This window comes from Xanthomonas sp. NCPPB 2866, assembly GCF_041475745.2.
Taxonomy (GTDB): Bacteria; Pseudomonadota; Gammaproteobacteria; order Xanthomonadales; family Xanthomonadaceae; genus Xanthomonas; species Xanthomonas arboricola.
On the sequence record NZ_CM192975.1, the window covers coordinates 2081530 to 2098422 of the forward strand.

General features: G+C 63.6%; 13 protein-coding genes and 1 tRNA gene. 8 read left to right on the top strand and 6 right to left on the bottom strand.

Annotated elements, in window-relative coordinates:
• The first annotated feature begins 26 nt into the window (after positions 1–26).
• Both ACCQ04_RS09030 and ACCQ04_RS09035 read left to right on the top strand, forming a co-directional pair.
• A tRNA-Arg gene (locus ACCQ04_RS09030) sits at positions 27–103 on the top strand.
• Between the two features lie 183 nt (positions 104–286).
• Positions 287–1438 (top strand): AAA family ATPase, encoded by a 1152-nt coding sequence (locus ACCQ04_RS09035; protein WP_226427758.1) that lies wholly within the window; start codon positions 287–289, stop codon positions 1436–1438.
• Positions 1439–2504: 1066 nt separating this feature from the next.
• Here the strand turns inward: ACCQ04_RS09035 and pgaD are convergent.
• Genes pgaD through ACCQ04_RS09055 form a run of 4 tightly spaced genes read right to left on the bottom strand, consistent with a single transcriptional unit; the run spans position 2505 to position 8043 of the window.
• Positions 2505–2951: a poly-beta-1,6-N-acetyl-D-glucosamine biosynthesis protein PgaD gene (gene pgaD / locus ACCQ04_RS09040; RefSeq protein WP_024937760.1), complete on the bottom strand. Its 447-nt coding sequence runs from the start codon at positions 2949–2951 to the stop codon at positions 2505–2507.
• Positions 2948–4201 carry a poly-beta-1,6-N-acetyl-D-glucosamine synthase gene (gene pgaC, locus ACCQ04_RS09045; protein ID WP_226427760.1) on the bottom strand — a complete coding sequence of 418 codons (1254 nt, stop codon included), beginning with the start codon at positions 4199–4201 and terminating at the stop codon, positions 2948–2950. Before pgaC ends, pgaD begins: the two co-directional genes overlap by 4 nt.
• A gap of 3 nt (positions 4202–4204) precedes the next feature.
• A complete protein-coding gene (gene pgaB / locus ACCQ04_RS09050; protein WP_226427761.1) occupies positions 4205–6103 on the bottom strand; it encodes a poly-beta-1,6-N-acetyl-D-glucosamine N-deacetylase PgaB in 1899 nt (632 codons plus the stop codon).
• On the bottom strand, positions 6085–8043 hold the full coding sequence (locus ACCQ04_RS09055; protein WP_226427762.1) for a tetratricopeptide repeat protein: 1959 nt from the start codon (positions 8041–8043) through the stop codon (positions 6085–6087). The genes pgaB and ACCQ04_RS09055 overlap by 19 nt, the downstream gene beginning before the upstream one ends.
• On the opposite strand from ACCQ04_RS09055, the gene ACCQ04_RS09060 reads away from it, so the two are divergent.
• From ACCQ04_RS09060 to ACCQ04_RS09075, 4 genes are all read left to right on the top strand, one after another.
• Positions 8005–8496: a hypothetical protein gene (locus tag ACCQ04_RS09060; protein ID WP_226427873.1), complete on the top strand. Its 492-nt coding sequence runs from the start codon at positions 8005–8007 to the stop codon at positions 8494–8496. The two genes, ACCQ04_RS09055 and ACCQ04_RS09060, sit on opposite strands and share 39 nt — an antisense overlap.
• Positions 8497–8798: 302 nt before the next feature.
• Positions 8799–9287: a TspO/MBR family protein gene (locus ACCQ04_RS09065; RefSeq protein WP_226427763.1), complete on the top strand. Its 489-nt coding sequence runs from the start codon at positions 8799–8801 to the stop codon at positions 9285–9287.
• A gap of 520 nt (positions 9288–9807) precedes the next feature.
• Positions 9808–12315: a bifunctional aspartate kinase/homoserine dehydrogenase I gene (gene thrA / locus ACCQ04_RS09070; RefSeq protein WP_226427764.1), complete on the top strand. Its 2508-nt coding sequence runs from the start codon at positions 9808–9810 to the stop codon at positions 12313–12315.
• Positions 12316–12344: 29 nt separating this feature from the next.
• Complete coding sequence (locus tag ACCQ04_RS09075) at positions 12345–13295, top strand: homoserine kinase (RefSeq protein WP_226427865.1); 951 nt, start codon at positions 12345–12347, stop codon at positions 13293–13295.
• Positions 13296–13369: 74 nt separating this feature from the next.
• Here ACCQ04_RS09075 and ACCQ04_RS09080 read toward each other — a convergent pair whose 3' ends face one another.
• Complete coding sequence (locus tag ACCQ04_RS09080; RefSeq protein WP_065032272.1) at positions 13370–13684, bottom strand: EthD family reductase; 315 nt, start codon at positions 13682–13684, stop codon at positions 13370–13372.
• A gap of 146 nt (positions 13685–13830) precedes the next feature.
• On the opposite strand from ACCQ04_RS09080, the gene thrC reads away from it, so the two are divergent.
• Together thrC and ACCQ04_RS09090 are read left to right on the top strand one after the other, a co-directional pair.
• Positions 13831–15138, top strand: a complete 1308-nt coding sequence (thrC, locus tag ACCQ04_RS09085; protein WP_226427765.1) for a threonine synthase — start codon at positions 13831–13833, stop codon at positions 15136–15138.
• Between the two features lie 101 nt (positions 15139–15239).
• Positions 15240–15986 carry a murein L,D-transpeptidase catalytic domain family protein gene (locus ACCQ04_RS09090; protein WP_226427766.1) on the top strand — a complete coding sequence of 249 codons (747 nt, stop codon included), beginning with the start codon at positions 15240–15242 and terminating at the stop codon, positions 15984–15986.
• A gap of 244 nt (positions 15987–16230) precedes the next feature.
• Here ACCQ04_RS09090 and ACCQ04_RS09095 read toward each other — a convergent pair whose 3' ends face one another.
• Positions 16231–16854, bottom strand: coding sequence for a Crp/Fnr family transcriptional regulator (locus tag ACCQ04_RS09095; RefSeq protein ID WP_054592468.1), 624 nt, complete (start codon positions 16852–16854; stop codon positions 16231–16233).
• Between the last annotated feature and the right edge of the window lie 39 nt (positions 16855–16893).

The window sequence follows — 16893 nt, forward strand, 5'->3', positions numbered from 1 at the left end:
AACGATCGTGCGACAATGCCCACCTTGGCCCCGTAGCTCAGCTGGATAGAGCGTCCCCCTCCTAAGGGGAAGGTCGCCCGTTCGAATCGGGCCGGGGTCACCATGATCGATTAGTTACGCGCCGCCTAGGTTGGGCCGCTTGCTTTACCTCAGTCAACTTAGGCGTTTCTTTGACACAGTTGGCAAAGTGCCTCCTGCCTCACTGCACCTTTGCGCATGGCTTCAAAAATTGACCATCCGTCAAATTCGACTGATACTTGGTTTTTGCCGTGCTTGAGATGTGCTGATGCTGCGGGAATTCGGGTTCAGAAACTACTACGGCTTCCGTGAGGGGATGACTGTCTCTTTCGAACTCGGAGCTAATTGCCCGAAAACGATATCGAACGGCCTATCCATTAGCACCATAATGTGTGTCAAGGGCGCGAATGCGGCAGGGAAAACGACAGTTCTGCGAGCGTTGTCGTTCTTAGGGGCGTTTGCCACAGCATCCTTCGATGCCAAGCCAAATGCTGCGATACCGATAGCTTCTTATTTCCGTTCCGAAGATCCTGTCGAGTTTTTTGTCGACTTCGAGGTGAGTGGCGTCCGCTACATCTATGAAGCGGCAATGACGGATAGAAAGGTCGTAAGCGAAGAAATTTTCCGGAAGGTTAAGAAGAAGACGTCGCTCCTGAGGCGTGAAGGTGATCGGATCGTTTCAAGTATCTCCGATTGGTCGCTCCTTGATGTTATGAAACTGCGCAGTAATGTATCGGTGATAGCGACCGCACGTCAGTATGATTTTTCCGAACTGGATGGACTTTTTGGTTTCTTTTCAAACATCAACGGCAACGTGGCCTTTTCAGGTTTGATGTATGAGGAAGCTTCACTTTCAGATGTAGCTAAAGAGCTGTATGCCGATCCGGATAGGCGAGAGTTTGTAGAAGGTTTTTTGAAAGAAGTTGATGCCGGAATCACTCAGTTTGTTGTCTACGAGTTCAAAGATCCTGACCCTATTTATCCTGAGAAGGATAAGAAAAGGTATGTTCCATTTTTTGTGCATGGAGCGCCCGAGAATGCGATCACTTGGCATACAGAGTCCAGCGGGACAAGGGCGCTTGTTCATAAGCTTTCAAAAATAAAGCAAACGATGCGCTCAGGCGGAGTTCTACTCGCTGATGAATTCGATTTACACTTGCATCCAAAGATCGTTCCTAAGCTGTTGCAGCTTTTTACTTGTTCAAAGTCTAATCCGCACGGTGCTCAGCTTGTTTTTACGACGCACCAATCAGATGTTCTGGACATTGCCGGGAAATACAGAACTCTCATCGTAAGCAAGCGAGACAATGAGAGTTTTGGTTATCGCCTCGACGAGGTTGCAGGCGATCTAGTTAGGAATGATCGTCCCGTGGCACCGATCTATGATGCTGGCAAGATTGGAGGGGTGCCGCGTGTATGAGTAAGTTTGGCAATGCGCGTAAGGATTTATTCCTTGAGGAGTTACCCAGGAATGAGCTCGCTTCGAAGGATGATTGCCTCACATCAAGATGTAAATTCAATTTCCATTATTTTGTACCTGACTCACCTGGTCAGGATTGGGGCGACTGGGGTGTAAAGGGGCTCAGTAAGCTGCTTCGGAAGCTTCAGATGTATTCGGAAAGATCATTGTCGGATTGGGAAAACGAGAGGGCTGGGGGTTGCGGCTGCTTACGTTTTACAATGACTTCCCGCTGCGATCAGAGTTTAAGCATCCCCAAAGTGTTCCTCATGACGTGCGATGGGGACGCTTCAGGCTCGAGCAAAAAATAAGGCTGGTTGGCTTTGTCGTTCCCACTGATAAAAAAGGGATTGAACACATTAAAACCAAGCAAAGGTTCTGTACCAATACCTTCTATGTGGTATTTCTCGATCGCGAGCATAAGTTCTATATCACGGAGAAGGCCTGAAAGCTTTCAAATGCTCACCGAAGTTTCATTACTGCCAGATATTGGCTGCGCACAGTATTTCTCTCCGGTGCCGTAGTGGGCATTACCAGCTAAGATTTCTACTATCACCTTAGATTCACATCGCCCCGCGCTGTTTAGGCGCAGAAAGTGTCACGTAGTCGATCAAGGTGACCTCAGACAGCAGTTCGCTCCGAATATCGCTGAACCAAGCCGACATTGTGTCTCTGTGGAAGATGAGGAGGCAGGAGAATGGTTGGCATACTGCCGACCTAGCGTAGCGTCTTAGAAGAACTCTCGTTTTTCCCTGATTTTGTCCGGTCCGCGACGATCTCGTCCAGTTCTTAGTGGTCACGGACGGTATCCAGCGTATTGCTTGGGTTCAAGGCGATCCCGCTGCGGTAGTTACTTCATCATGAGCGAGATCACTTGCAGAGCGCTGGCTTCCTGCTTAGATCCCCAATGGGGACCACAGAGTATGCGGCCTGAGCGTGTTCATCAGCACAATATAATCCTGCGAGAACGTTCAACTACGGAGTGTTCGAGCATATCGTCGGCGCGCCAGCTTCGTCGATAACACATTCACCCATGCCGCACCACTCGCACTCCCACCGGCCTTGCAAACTTATCCATCGCCACCGATGAGATGCGGCTATGGCGCAGCAGGCTGCCGAGTTGCTCGGGGACGCCCAGGCGTTGATCGACTTCCGGTTCGAGTACGGTGCGGCGGCGTTTGCGTTGATCGGCCTTGGCGAAGCGGATGCGGTTGTACTCGGCCCAGCCGACGGTGGTGATGGCGCTCATCAGGGCGATTACCGGCAGGGCGCCCAGTGCGAACGGATCCAGCGCGTTGTGCTTGAGATACAGCTCCGTGTAGGCGCTGCGCAGGCCGAAGAACCAGGCGATCAGCGTTGCCAGGGGTGCCCACAGATAGAAGTAGACCATCCAGGCGCCAGCGGTGGCGGCGCCGTAGGCGAGGCGGCGCGAGCGGCCGAGGCGTTGCGGCAGGTTGATGATGGGCGGTGTCATTGGATTCCTCGGTCGGGGCTTTTCCAGCGGGCGCGTTTGCTGCGGCGCGCGAGCAGGGCACGGGGGAAGGCGATGACGGCAGTGAGCATGCCGATCATCCAGAAGGCGACCGGATACCAGATCACCCAGAAGAACTGGCGCGCCAGGCCTTTTTCGTAGCGGCGTTCGATCACCAGACTGGTGGCGAACTGCATCAGGCACACCACCGCCAGCACCAGGCCATGCCAACGCGGCAGGATGGTGTCGACGTACAGCGCAGGCGGCAGCGGGATGACCTTGCCGAGCAGCCACAGCACGATGATGAAGAGCATCGTGTAGGCCCAGGCCAGGCTGAGCGCGTATTCCAGCAGCACGCCCCACATGCGTCGGCTGCGCCAGGACAGCACGCGGCGGCCATGGCTCAGCAACACTTCCACACCACCGCGCGCCCAGCGCAGGCGCTGCATCCACAGGCCGCGGAAGGTCTCCGGCATCAGGATCCAGCACAGCGCATTGGGCTCGTAACGGATATCCCAGTCGTCGAGCTGCAGACGCCAGGAGATGTCGATGTCTTCGGTGACCATGTTGTCGGACCAGAAGCCGACGTGATGCAGCGCCGACCGCCGGAACGCGCAGATCACGCCCGACACGGTGAACAGCCGCCCGTAAACACGCTGCGCACGCTTGATCAATCCGACGATGGCGGAGAACTCGCCCACCTGCATGCGGCCCATCAGCGTGGTGCGGTTACGCACCCGCGGGTTGCCGGTGACGCCGCCGACGCGCGGGCCGGAGATCAGGTGGCCGACCATCCAGCGGGTGGCATTCGGGTCCAGGATGGCGTCGGCATCCACGCACACCAGATAGTCCGAGCGCGACGCCAGCGTGCCGACGCGCAGTGCGTTGGCCTTGCCGTGGTTCTGCTCCAGATGCACCACGCGCAGGCGCGGATGCTGGTGGGTGAGGTCGTCGAGCGCTTGGGCGGTGTTGTCGCTGCTGCCATCGTTGATGGCGATGATCTCGAAGTCCGGGTAGTTCTGCGCACTCATCGCGGCGATGGTTTCGCCGACATGCTTGGCCTCGTTGTAGCAGGGCACCAGCAACGACACGAACGGCTCGCTAGCCAACGGTGGCGGCGACGAGGGACCCGGTGTGCCGCGCTCGCGTCGCAGGTAGTAGTACGTGCCTCCGATCATCCAGAAGAACGCCATGATGATGGGATAGAAAAACGCGAAGTTGAACAGGGCGCCTAACAGGAGGCTGGTCGTCATCGGTTACCGCTCGATATATGGGAATTGCCGAGCCGACATGGCCTCGCGCGCTTCGGGAAGAGACGGGTGGCCGCCGATGAAATCGTCGGGGTAGTACGCCAGGTGGCGCACGCCCGCAGCCAGGAGCAACTTGCTGTGTTCGAGCAGCACACCCTCCGGCAGGGGCTTGCCGGTGCGCCAATCCACGGTCTGCAGTTCGAAAATGGTGTTCTCGAAACCATGCGGATGCTGGCCGACACGCTGCGCCAGCTGCTGCAGCCACTGCTGCGGGTCGTTGGCTTGCTCCATGTACGGCATCGCCATCAGTGCGGTGTAGTCGTAGGCCGAAGCAAACGCATCCAGGCGCTGCGCGAACCAGGCTTCGCTATGCGGCTCCAGCACTGGCTGCGCGAACAGGTTGCGCACGGTCACCAGCTTGGGGCGCCAGCGTTCGGCGGCTGCTTTCAGCTCCTGGGTGAAGCCGATCAGCTGCTGCGTGCGCGTGGCAGGATCGCCATTGCCGTAGGCAGGCAACTCGTCGTCGCGCAGATAGGCATCGTCGTGAAACAACAGGCCTTCGAAGTAGGTGTTGGCAGCCAGGTCTTCGTAGATGTCGGCGACCAGCTGATGCGTGCGCGGATTGCCCGGGTCCAGGCGCGGCACATCCTTCGGGTCGTTGCCGCGAATCTGCAGCGCCGCCTGCTGCTGCGCGTCGGGGAGACGGAAGCCCAGCACCGGCAACCAGGCAAACACGCGCACCCCTGCACGGGTGCGCAGCTGCCAGGCCACACGCCCGAACAGATCCGCACGCATCGGCAGATGCCGGTTGGGAAAGTACAGCGCATCGGCTGCGCCATCGCCATCCGGGTCGGCGAAGGCCTGCAGGAACACATGGCTGGGGCCGATGTCCTTGACGCGCTGGACCAGGATGTCGAGATTGCGTGCCAGCTGCGCCGGGTCCGGGTCGTAGACGTAATCCAGATCGATCTGGATCGCACGCAGGCCATCGCGCGACAGATCGCGTCGCAGTTCGCCGGCCAGGTCGCGCACATCGGGGTTGTTGAACAGCAAGAGGCGGCCGAGGCTGGCCAGCGATTGCCCGTCCACGCGGTCGCGGCCCTGCTGGCCGATATCGGCTTCGTGCGAACGGCCTTCCAGGTCGAAGCTGAGCGTCATGCCCAGTTGCGCGGCAATGGCGTTGCTGGCGCGGTTGTAGGCGGCATACGGCCACACCATGGCGCGCGGCGGTTTGCCCAGATGCGCCACGATGGCGTCGCGGCTATGGCGTAGATCGGTCTGGATGCGCTGGCGATAATCCGCTTCGCTCTCATAGCCCTTGCCCGCTTCCCAACGACGGGTGACCGCTGCCGGGGTCTGATTGCCGAATGGATTGCCGGGGATACCTTTGTGCAGATCGTCGCTGTGCGAACCGATTTCGATCAGGCCGCTGTCCTGCATTTCGCGCAGTTGCGCCCAGGTGACGAAATCATCGTGGGTGAAATCGCGATGGCCGTAGGGCACCACCTGGTCGGCCGGCAATTCGACCCAGCTGGTGACCGGTGCGACCAGCGCGGGATAGCCATAGGCCTGCAATAAGGGGAACACACGCGTGTAGACGCTGCGCAAGCCATCGTCGAAGGTCAGTAGCACCGGCCTGGAGGGCAGGGCGCGCCTGCCGGCACGTGCATCCAGGACCTGCTGCACACTCACCGGGTGATAGGCGTGCGAGCGCAGCCAGTCCAGATGCGCGGCGAAGTTGCTGGTGGACACCGCATAACGATCGGGATCGCCCTTGGCGGCGACGTCGTCGCGAACATCGTGGTAGCTGAGCACCAGCAGGCCCGCCTGCGCCGACGACGCGAACGTCATCAGCAGCAAGGCAACCAGCAACAGCGGCAGGCGGATCAAGGCGTACCTCCCCATCGGAAATCCAGGTCGAATCCAAGTTGTTGTTCGCGCTGACCGTCGTAGACCGGGCGCGACCAGCTCACGCCGTAGCTCAGCGCACTGCCGTCGCCCAGCGACCACAGGTGTCGATACGCCGCGCTGGGCACCCACTGGCTGCCGAAGCCGGACTGATAGGTCGGCCCGACCGTGACCTCCAGCCGTTGCCGGAAGGCGTAGTCGTAGCGACGCCAGCCGATCTGATCGATGCGCACGCCAGCGGCCACCGCAGAGTTGCGGCGCGGATTGAAGTAATTGACGGCGCGGTCGTCTTCTGCGCGTCCGGCCGAAGCGGCGAACAGGCCATCGAGCAGCACGTGCGGGCTGGCCCACAGGCGCTGGCTGCCGGACAGATCCAGCTGATCGCGCCGATTGCCGTCGCTGTAGCGCAGCTGGCGTGCCTGCAGTTCCCAACGGCTTTCGTCGTTGGGTGTCCAGCGCAGGGCGGCGCCGATGCTGTCGCCGGTGATGCCGAAACGGCGTGCTTGTAATGAGGCGTCCGGATCGCGTGTGCGCCAGGCCAGGCTGCCGTACCAGGCATCGGAAAACCGCCAGCCGGCATCCAGCGCCCAGGCGGTGCCGTCGCGGTCGAATTCGTCGAGCGCCCGTCCGCCGTAGGCGCTGACATCCAGGCGGTCGTAGCGGTAGTGCGTGCCCAGCCAGAAGCTGCGATAACGTACGCGCGTGTCCTGGAAATCGGCCCAATCGTCGCGTGCACGCAATCCCACGCGCCAGCGCTCGCCGAGCAGCGGCGATTCGGCTTCCAGCAGCGTGCTGCCGAAGTCGTTGCCGAGCGGCGAGGTGCTGTTGGTCAGGGTGTCGTTGTCGCTGCGGCCGCGCGCATGGCTGAGATGTACCTGCCAGCCGCGCTGGCGTTCCAGCGAGGCGCCAAGCCGCTGCAGGCCGGCGTCATCCGGATATTCCTTGCGCAGCGGCGCAAAGGTCGCTGCGGCCAGATCCAGGCGATCCAGATCGCGCTGCGCTTCGACCACGCCACTGCGCGCCTGTTTCTGGTGCGGATCCAGCGTCAAGGCCATCGCATTGCGTTGCAGCGCGGCGCTCGGGTGCCCGCGACGGAATTCGATCGAGGCCAGTGCCGCCTGCAGCTCTGCGTTGTCGGGGCCGATGGCTACGCATTCGCGCAACAGGGCGTCTGCGTCGCGATTGTGGTTGGCCGCCGAGCGTGCGGTGGCCAGGGCAATGTCTGCGCTGAAGCGATCCCAGTTTTCGTAGCCGCTGCTGGCGCCGTTGCGGCGCGGCCACGGCGCCTGCGTGGCCGCGAGTTTTTCAAACAGCGGCATCGCCAGGTCGAAGCGTTCCTGCTCGAGCAAAGCGTAGCCCAGCAGCAGCTGTGTATTGAAGTCGTCGGGATTGTGCTGAAGGGCCTGCCGGAGCACGGCTTCGGCCTCGGCCGGGCGACGCAGGCCCATCAGCGAATCGCCGACCGTCGGCAGTACATAGGCGGGAACCTCGATACCTTCCGCCTTCAACGCCTGGTAGTTGGCCACGACGTCGCGATGGCGCTGCCGCTGGTTGAGCGCGACCAGGCTATCGACGCGCAGCCGCGTGGCTTCCCACGTCAGCGTCGGCGGTGATTCGCGTTCGATGCGGGCGACATTGACCAGGGCCTGGTCGGTCTCGGCATAGCGGTGTGCGGTGTCGATGGGTTCGGCGCTGGCCCACCCGATCATGCGGGCGACACGATCGTTTTCGATGCGCTCGCGCTCCTGCTGCGAGAACCAGTCCGGATGCCGCCACACGGCCTCTGCTGCGAGCTGTGCGCTGCCGAGGTCGCTCAGCGTGATCGCACGCATGGCATAGGCGCCACGGTCCCGTGGGTTCGCACGAAGTACACGTTCATAGATGGCCAAGGCATCCGCATGGCGCTGCTGGCCGCGCAACTGCTCAGCCTGCTGCATGGGAGTGAGGGCGGTGGAGGCATCAGTCACCCCGTTCGGCCGCACTTCACCACCGTGCGCCTGGGGCACACATGCGGCAATCAAAGCGAGGCTGAGCAGAGGAGTGAGTGCGCCCGTGCGGTCAGGACGGCCGCGACGCACGTGGTTGCAGAAGCTGGGGGAAAAGGCAGTGCATTAGCGGTCCAGGCGTATGACGACTGGCGATACTGCGTATGCCCACGTAAAGCCTACGTCATCACGAATTTAACGCGATCTTCATCGGATCAGTCCGCTTTAGATGTGACTTTTGTCACATTTAAGTGTCGAATCAACGACCACAAGCGGGCTATGTTGATCACTGGCGTAACCGTATGTGTGTGGAAAGGCTCACTGAACAGGCTGGACAGGGTGCAGCGCGATGAAGTTCGGCGTTGGGCAACCCAGTACGACTATCCCATCATCGCAATTAAGTAAATATAATTTTTAACTAAACGTGCAATTGGATTTTTGCGAGAATGGTTTCTTCAAATCTGCGTCGGAATGGTTGTTTAGTTGTTTTTTGGTTAAGTGGTTGGCGGGCTGTCTGAATTAATTTCCCATGTAAAGATCGGGATTTCAGGTGGCTTGCTAAAAGGCCGAAGCTTTAATTGGGTGTTGACGTTTCAATTGTGTATCCGAATTTATCGGGTCGGAATTTGCCGCTGCGGAGGTGTAGAAATTTGTGTTGCGGTGAACGGCTTTTTTAAAAGTTGGTTGTAATCAGATTGGATGGCGACATGATAAGTAAATCGCGATGGTTGGGACTCCTGGGGTGGTTGGTGCTGTGCTATCTGGTCGCGGCCCTGGGAGCGGCGGCATCGATCCAAGCGGCGAGCTTCTACGCCGGCTTGCAGCGGCCGGACTGGGCACCGCCGGGATGGTTATTCGGGCCGGTGTGGACTGTGCTGTACGGGATGATGGCGATATCGGTGTGGCTGGTCTGGCGCCGCGGCGGATGGAGCAGTGCGCGTGGGGCGCTGGGTCTGTTCGTGCTGCAGTTGGGGTTGAACGGGTTGTGGAGCTGGTTGTTCTTTGCCTGGCACATGGGTGCTTGGGCGTTTGTCGATATTGTGGCGCTGTGGGTGGCGTTGGTGCTGACGATCGTAGCGTTCGCCAAGTGGCAGCGGGTTGCTGCGTGGTTGCTGGTTCCGTATCTGCTGTGGGTGAGTTTTGCGGCGGCGTTGAACTATGCGGTGTGGCAGCTCAATAGGCAGGTGCTTGGCTAAGGGCTATATGGGTCAAAAGTGGCTGATGCACCTCTGCGTTTGGCGCGAGAAGGGTGCGCGGCGGCTACTCGCATCAGCCGGATCCGACGTCGTCTAGCACCAGGTCTCACTATGGGATGCTGCGCAAGCACCGCTTGGTCCGGCGCATAAAAAGTTTCCATAGCAATTAATCGTTTGGGACTGCCTTGCTTAAATCTTTGTCCCGCAAGGCTTTCTGTATAGGCGCCGCGTTGCGCAAGGCTGGTTTGATACACAGCGCTTGACAGGCCTCGGCCCGGTGATGTCTTTTGCGTACATGCATAACGCCTGCGCCAACGCTTCGCTTACCTGTCAGCCGCAGCTGCGGCCGGGTGCGGGCGTGGCCGGCATTACCACCACCATTACCACCGTCACCATTCGCCCGGTGCGGCCCGTCGTCTTCGCGTAACTTCCGAAAACAACGGCCCCGCACCCGGATCAGGATGCGGGGGCTTTCCTCCCTCATCTGATGCGGACGGGGCCTCCCTAACGAGGTCTGTCGATGTCATCGCCTGTTGTTTTGCTCGAACCCGCCGCTGTTGCCGCATCTTCCGCACGCACCGTCGTGCACAAATTCGGCGGCACGTCGGTGGCCGATGCCGAGCGCTACCGGCATGTGGCGCAGTTGTTGCTGGCACGCGACGAGTCGGTGCAGGTCACCGTGGTGTCGGCGATGAAGGGGGTGACCGATGCCTTGATCGCGCTGGCAGAACTGGCCGCGCAGAACCGCCCCGAATGGCGCGAGCGCTGGCATGAGACACGGGCGCGCCATCGCGGTGCGGCGGTGGCCCTGCTGGGCGAGCATTCCGGGCCGACGGTGGAGTGGCTGGACGAGCGCTTCGAGCATCTGTCGCAGATCCTCGGTGCATTGGCGGTGATCGGTGAGTTGCCGCGCGAGGTGCTCGACCGCGTGCAAGGCCTGGGCGAGGTGTATTCGGCGCAGTTGCTGGGCGACCATTTCCGCGCGCTTGGCGAGGATTGTGCGGTGCTGGATGCGCGTGACGTGCTGGTGGTCAATCGCGGCGAACTCGGTGTCGATGTGGACTGGGACACCAGCGCGCAGCGGCTTGCGACCTGGCGCCAGGCGCATCCGCAGACACGCGTGGTGATCACCGGCTTCGTTGCGCGCGACCGCGCCGATCGCATCACCACGTTGGGGCGCAATGGCAGCGATTATTCCGGCGCGATCTTCGCGGCCTTGTTCGATGCCGATGAGCTGCATATCTGGACCGACGTGGACGGCGTACTGTCGGCCGACCCGCGCGTGGTGCCCGAAGCGGTGCAACTGGAAACGCTGAGCTACGACGAGGCCTGCGAGCTGGCCTATTTCGGCGCCAAGGTGGTGCACCCGCAGACCATGTCGCCGGCGATCGAGCGCGGCTTGCCGATCATCATCCGCAACACCTTCCAGCCGGAACATCCGGGCACGCGCATCACCGCCAGCAGCGCGGTGAGCGGGCCGATCAAGGGGCTGACGCTCAGCCCCGACCTGGCCGTGCTCAACCTGGAAGGCACCGGCTTGATCGGCGTGCCGGGCACCGCCGAGCGCGTGTTCGCGGCGCTGCGCACGGCGCAGGTGTCGGTGGTGATGATCTCGCAGGGTTCGTCCGAGCATTCGATCTGTTGCGTGGTCAAGCAGCACGAGTCCGAGCGCGCACGCAATGCCTTGCTGCAGGCGTTTGCGCATGAACTCACGGTCGGTCAGGTGCAGCGCGTGCAGCTGACCACCGGCATCAGTGTGCTCGCTGCAGTGGGCGATGGCATGGCCGGCCAGCCGGGTGTGGCGGCGCGGTTGTTCGAGTCGCTGGGGCGTGCACAGGTCAATATCCTGGCGATCGCGCAGGGCTCGTCGGAGCGCAACATCTCGGTGGCCATCGACGCGGCGCACGCGACCAAGGCCTTGCGTGCGGCGCACGCCGGCTTCTGGTTGTCGCCGCAGACGTTCTCGGTGGGCGTGATCGGCCCGGGTAACGTGGGTGCGGCGTTGCTGGACCAGTTGCGCATTGCGCAGCCGCAGTTGCTGGGCAAGGCCAACCTGGATCTGCGCCTGCGCGCAGTGGTCTCGCGCGGCCGCATGCTGCTGGACGAGCGCGGCCTGGTCGGCAACTGGCGCGATGCCTTCGCCTCTGCAGCCACCGCGACCGATCTGGAGCGTTTCACCACGCACCTGTTGTCCGCGCATCTGCCGCATACGGTGATCATCGATTGCAGCGGCAGCGCGGAAGTGGCCGATCGCTACGCGGACTGGTTGGCTGCCGGCATCCATGTGGTGACGCCGAACAAACAGGCCGGCTCCGGTCCGTTGCAGCGGTATCAGGCGATTCGTGCGGCGGCCGATGCCAGCGGCGCGCGCTTCCGTTACGAAGCCACCGTGGGCGCCGGCTTGCCGGTGATCACCACGCTGCGCGATCTGGTCGATACCGGCGATGCGGTGACCTCGATCGAGGGCATCTTTTCCGGCACGTTGGCCTGGCTGTTCAACAAGTACGACGGCAGCGTGCCGTTCGCCGAGCTGGTGACGCAGGCGCGCGGCATGGGCTATACCGAACCGGATCCACGCGACGATCTGTCCGGCGTGGATGTGGCGCGCAAACTGGTGATCCTGGCGCGCGAAGCAGGGCGCGCGATCAGCCTGGAAGATGTGCAGGTCGAGAGCCTGGTGCCTGAAGCACTGCGTCAGGCCAGCGTGGACGATTTCATGGCGCGCCTGCATGAGGTGGATGCCACATTCGCGCAGCGCCTGGCCGACGCACGTGCACGCGGCAATGTGCTGCGCTATGTCGCGCAGCTGCCGCCGGATCGCGCACCGAGCGTCGGCCTGGTCGAACTACCGGCCGATCACGCGTTCGCCAACTTGCGCCTGACCGACAACGTGGTGCAGTTCACCACGCGTCGTTATTGCGAGAATCCGCTGGTGGTGCAGGGGCCTGGTGCGGGGCCGGAAGTCACCGCGGCCGGCGTGTTTGCCGATCTGCTGCGGGTGGCGGCGGGCGAGGGGGCACGCTTGTGAATCATGCGGTTGCAGACCAGTCCGCGGAGATGCAACGGGTGGCGATTGCTGCGCGCGAGCTTGGCCAGGCACGCGCCTTTGCACCGGCCTCGGTGGCGAATGTGGCGGTGGGATTCGATCTGCTCGGCTATCCCATCGACGGCGTCGGCGACACCGTCACGGTGCGGCGCATCGATGCGCCACTGGTGCGCATCGCCGCCATCCGCGGCACCACCGTGGCCTTGCCGCTGGATGCCGAACGCAACACGGCGGGTGCGGCATTGATGTCGTTGCGCGCGGCGTTGTCGCTGCCGTTCGGCTTTGAAATCGAAATCGACAAAGGCATCGCCTTGAGTTCGGGCATGGGCGGCTCTGCAGCGTCATGCGTAGCGGCGTTGGTTGCCGCCAACGCGCTGCTGGACGCGCCGCTGAGTAACGAGCAGCTGTATCAGCACGCACTCGATGGCGAGGCGGTGGCCAGCGGTAGCCGCCACGGCGACAATCTTGGCCCGTTGTTTTTGGGCGGCCTGGTGCTGTGCACGCTGGAGCGTCTGGTGCCGATCAGCGTGCCGGCGGCGTGGCACAGCCTGCTGGTGCATCCGGATGCGGTATTGGAAACGCGCCGCGCGCGCGAAGCCCTGGCCGGCGACTATCAGCTGCGCGAGTTCGTCGCGCAGAGCACCAACCTGGCCTTGGTACTGGCCGGCTGCCATGCCGGCGATGCGGGGCTGGTGCGTGCGGGCCTGCGCGATGTGCTGGTCGAACCACGCCGCGCGCCGTTGATCGCCGGCTTTGCCGCTGCCAAGCAGGCCGCGCTGGATCACGATGCCTTGGGCGCCAGCATCTCCGGCGCCGGCCCCAGTGTGTTCGCCTGGTTCGCATCGCGCACGGCCGCCGACGCTGCCGCCGCATCGGTCAAGGCCGCCTTCGCAGGCGTTGGCCTGGACAGCCAGCACTGGGTGTCTCCGATCGCCAGCCCGGCCGCGCGGTTGCTCGCATGAGCCATCGCGCGGATGTCGTCGTTGATCGATCGCCCGCGCACGGCAGGCAGGCTTGGCAGCGCGCAGGACATGCTTCAACCGACCACGACCTCACTGATCTGCATCACCGGCGCAAGATCGGTGTAGTTGGCGATATCGGCCAGGATCTCCTCGGCATGCGGCCCGAAGCTGGCGCCGAAGGCCTCCACCGATTCGCAGAAGATATGGCACATGCCGATGAAGGCCGGCGGGCTGCCCGGCTCGCCGCCGCTGATGCCCTTGTCCACCGTATAGCGCAGGCAGGCCGCGCCCATCCGCGCGCTCACCAGCGGCATGTGCGAGTCGCGGTAGTAGGCATGGTCGAAGCGGGCGCCTTCGCGGTACGGGTACATCACGCTGACCTTGATCATCTGCCGGCTCCACTGGAAGGTGCGCGCAGCATAGCGCTGCGCCGCCCTTGCCGGGCGCCGCCGCCACGCGGCGAGGCCATGCCGCAGTGTCCGGCCTTCTCATTCACGGGCAACGCCCCGTCTTCGTCTTGTCTGGAGTCGTCACCATGAACTTCCTCTCCACCCGTGGCAACGCGCCTGCCGCAAGCCTGAGCCAGGCGATTGCCGCCGGCCTGGCGCCCGATGGCGGCCTGTACGTGCCGCAGACCCTGCCACCGGCACGCACGCTGACGGCCGGCACCACGTTGGCCGACACCGCCGCCACGTTGCTGCGGCCGTTCTTCGACGGCGATGCGCTGGCGGCCGAGCTGCCGGCCATCTGTGCCGAAGCGTTCGACTTCCCGGCGCCGCTGGTGGCCCTGGGCACGCCCGGCGATTACGCGCTGGAGCTGTTCCATGGCCCGACCGCCGCGTTCAAGGATTTCGGCGCGCGCTTTCTTGCCGCCTGCCTGACCCGCCTGCGCCGTGCCGAAGACCGCCCGCTCACCATCCTGGTTGCCACCTCCGGCGACACCGGCGCTGCCGTGGCCGCGGCATTCCACCGCCAGCCGGGTCTGCGCGTGGTGGTGCTGTATCCGGACGGGCGCGTGTCGCCGCGCCAGGCGCATCAGCTGGGCTGCTTCGGCGACAACATCCACGCCCTGCGCGTGGCCGGCTCGTTCGACGATTGCCAGGCGATGGTCAAGCAGGCCTTGAACGATGCCGACCTACAGGCGCAGCTGCCGCTGAGTTCGGCCAACAGCATCAGCCTGGGCCGCTTGCTGCCGCAGATGAGCTATTACGCGCACGCCGCCCTGCAGCACCATGCCGGGGCGGGGGCGGCGCTGAATCTGGTGGTGCCCACCGGCAACCTGGGCAACGGGCTGGCGGCGATCCTGGCGCGCGCGCTCGGTGTGCCGCTGGGCCGTATCGCGTTGGCGTCCAATGCCAATCATGTGTTGCCGGATTATTTTGCCGGCGACGATTACGCGCCGCAGCCCAGCATCGCCACGCTGGCCAATGCGATGGACGTGGGTGCGCCGAGCAACTTCGAACGGCTGCGCTGGCTCTACCAGGGCGACGATGCGGCGCTGCGCGAGGCCTTCCGTGCGCTCTCGGTGGACGATGCCGCGATCCGCCACACCGTGCAGCAGCGCTTTGCGCGCTATGGCGAAGTGCATTGCCCGCATACCGCCACCGCCGTGCATGTGCTGGAGCAGCTGCGCGCAGAAGGGGCCGAGGGCGGCACCGGCGACTGGGCGGTGGCGGCCACCGCACATCCGGCCAAGTTCGAGGGCGTGGTCGAGCCGCTGATCGGGCGTGAGGTGGAGGTGCCGCCGGCACTGGCCGCGCTGCTGCAGCGTCCTGCGCATGCCGAAACGCTGGCGCCGGACTACGCGGCGTTCCGGCAGCGCCTGCTTGCGGATGCGGCCTGACCGAACGCGTTCAGCCTGCCGGGGTTGGAAAGTGCCGCACATGCGGCTATTTGTAGGGGGTGCGGTTCCGCCACGGCGCCGCGTCCGATGTGGGTCGTTGCATGTCTTATCGAGTGATCGCCGTTGCCGCCGCGTTGTGCGGGTGGGCAGCGGCTGGAACGGCCAGTGCGGCCGATGCCATCTCCGCCGCACCGTTGCCGGGGCTGGGCGCACCGCGTATCGGTCTGGTCGATGCATTGGCGCGGCAGGCGCCGTCGCTGGATCGCCAGGTGCTGGCCCTGGCGGCCGAGGCGCTGCAATGCGCGCGGCAGCGCCAGCAGGTGGGCGCCGAACGCGTGCTCAGCGTCATCGACTACAGCCGGCCGTCGACCGAGCGCCGGTTGTGGGTGTTCGATCTGGAGCGGCAGCGGCTGCTGTTCCAGGAATGGGTGGCGCACGGGCGCAATACCGGCAACAACCTGGCGGCCAAGTTTTCCAACGACGACGGCAGCTTCCAGTCCAGCCTGGGTGCGTTCACCGCGCAGGAGTCGTACACCGGCCACAACGGCTATTCGTTACGGCTGAAGGGCCTGGAGCCTGGCTTCAACGACCATGCGCGCGACCGCGCGATCGTGATCCATGGCGCGCCCTATGTCAGCGAGGCGGTGATCCGTACGCAGGGCCGGCTTGGCCGCAGCCTGGGTTGCCCGGCGGTGCGTCCGGCGGTGGCCAAACAGTTGATCGATACCCTGCGTGAAGGCGCCTTCGTGTTCGCCTACTACCCGGACCGGGCCTGGCTGCGGCAATCGCGGCTACTGGGTGGCGGCTGCGGTGCGGCGGTGGCGAGTGCGACTGTGGGCGGTCGCTGAGTCGTTGTCGGCGGCGCGGGCTGTAACGATCGCGCGAGCGGCCTGAAGTGCTGGCATCGCATTCCAATCTGCGGGTCAGTCACGCGGCGATGCTTACCTGCTGTGCGAGGCACAAAGCGTCGCCGGTGATCTGGTGCGGACGGGCGCGCAGGAATCCCGCGTTTGATGATGCCAACCTCCGCACCGCTTGCGCCTATGGGTGCGTGCGCTCGCTGGTCGCATCGGTCCTGCTGGCCGTCGCGTCTCAGACGGTATCGCCCGCCAGGCTGCGCAGCGCCGCGTAATCCAGGATCTGCACCAGATGCAGCTGCGGCAGCGCGATCAGTTGCTGTTGCCGCAGCTTAGTGAAGGTGCGGCTCACCGTTTCCACGGTCAGCCCGAGGTGGTCGGCGATATCGCTGCGGCTCATCGGCAGGGCGACGGTGTCGCCGCTGGCGCCGGGCTGGGTGGAGCGGGCGGCCAGTCGCAGCAGGAAATGCGCCAGCCGTTCGCCCGGTTGCAGGCGCGCCAGCAGCAGGCCGGTGTCCTGCGCGGCGGCCAGCTCCATGCTGGCACGCTGCAGCAGCTTGCGTTCCAGCTGCGGGTAGCGCTCGCGCAACTGGCGCATCTGCGCCAGCGGCGTGCGGCAGACCCGGCTGTCGATGATGGCTTCGATATCGTGGCGGTGCTGCGGTGTTTCGGTCAGCCCCACGTAATCGCCCGGCAGCACGAAGCCGGTGACCTGGCGGCGGCCGTCGGCCAGCGTGCGCACCATGCGCAGCGCACCGGAGGTCAGCGTATAGACGTGGTGGCGGGTGTCGCCGGCGCGCACCAGGGTGCTGCCGGGCGCGTAGGACTGGGCGCTGGTGGCCTGGTCGAGTGCGTCCATTTCCTGCGGCGACAGCGCCGCGCAGATGGCCCGGCCGCG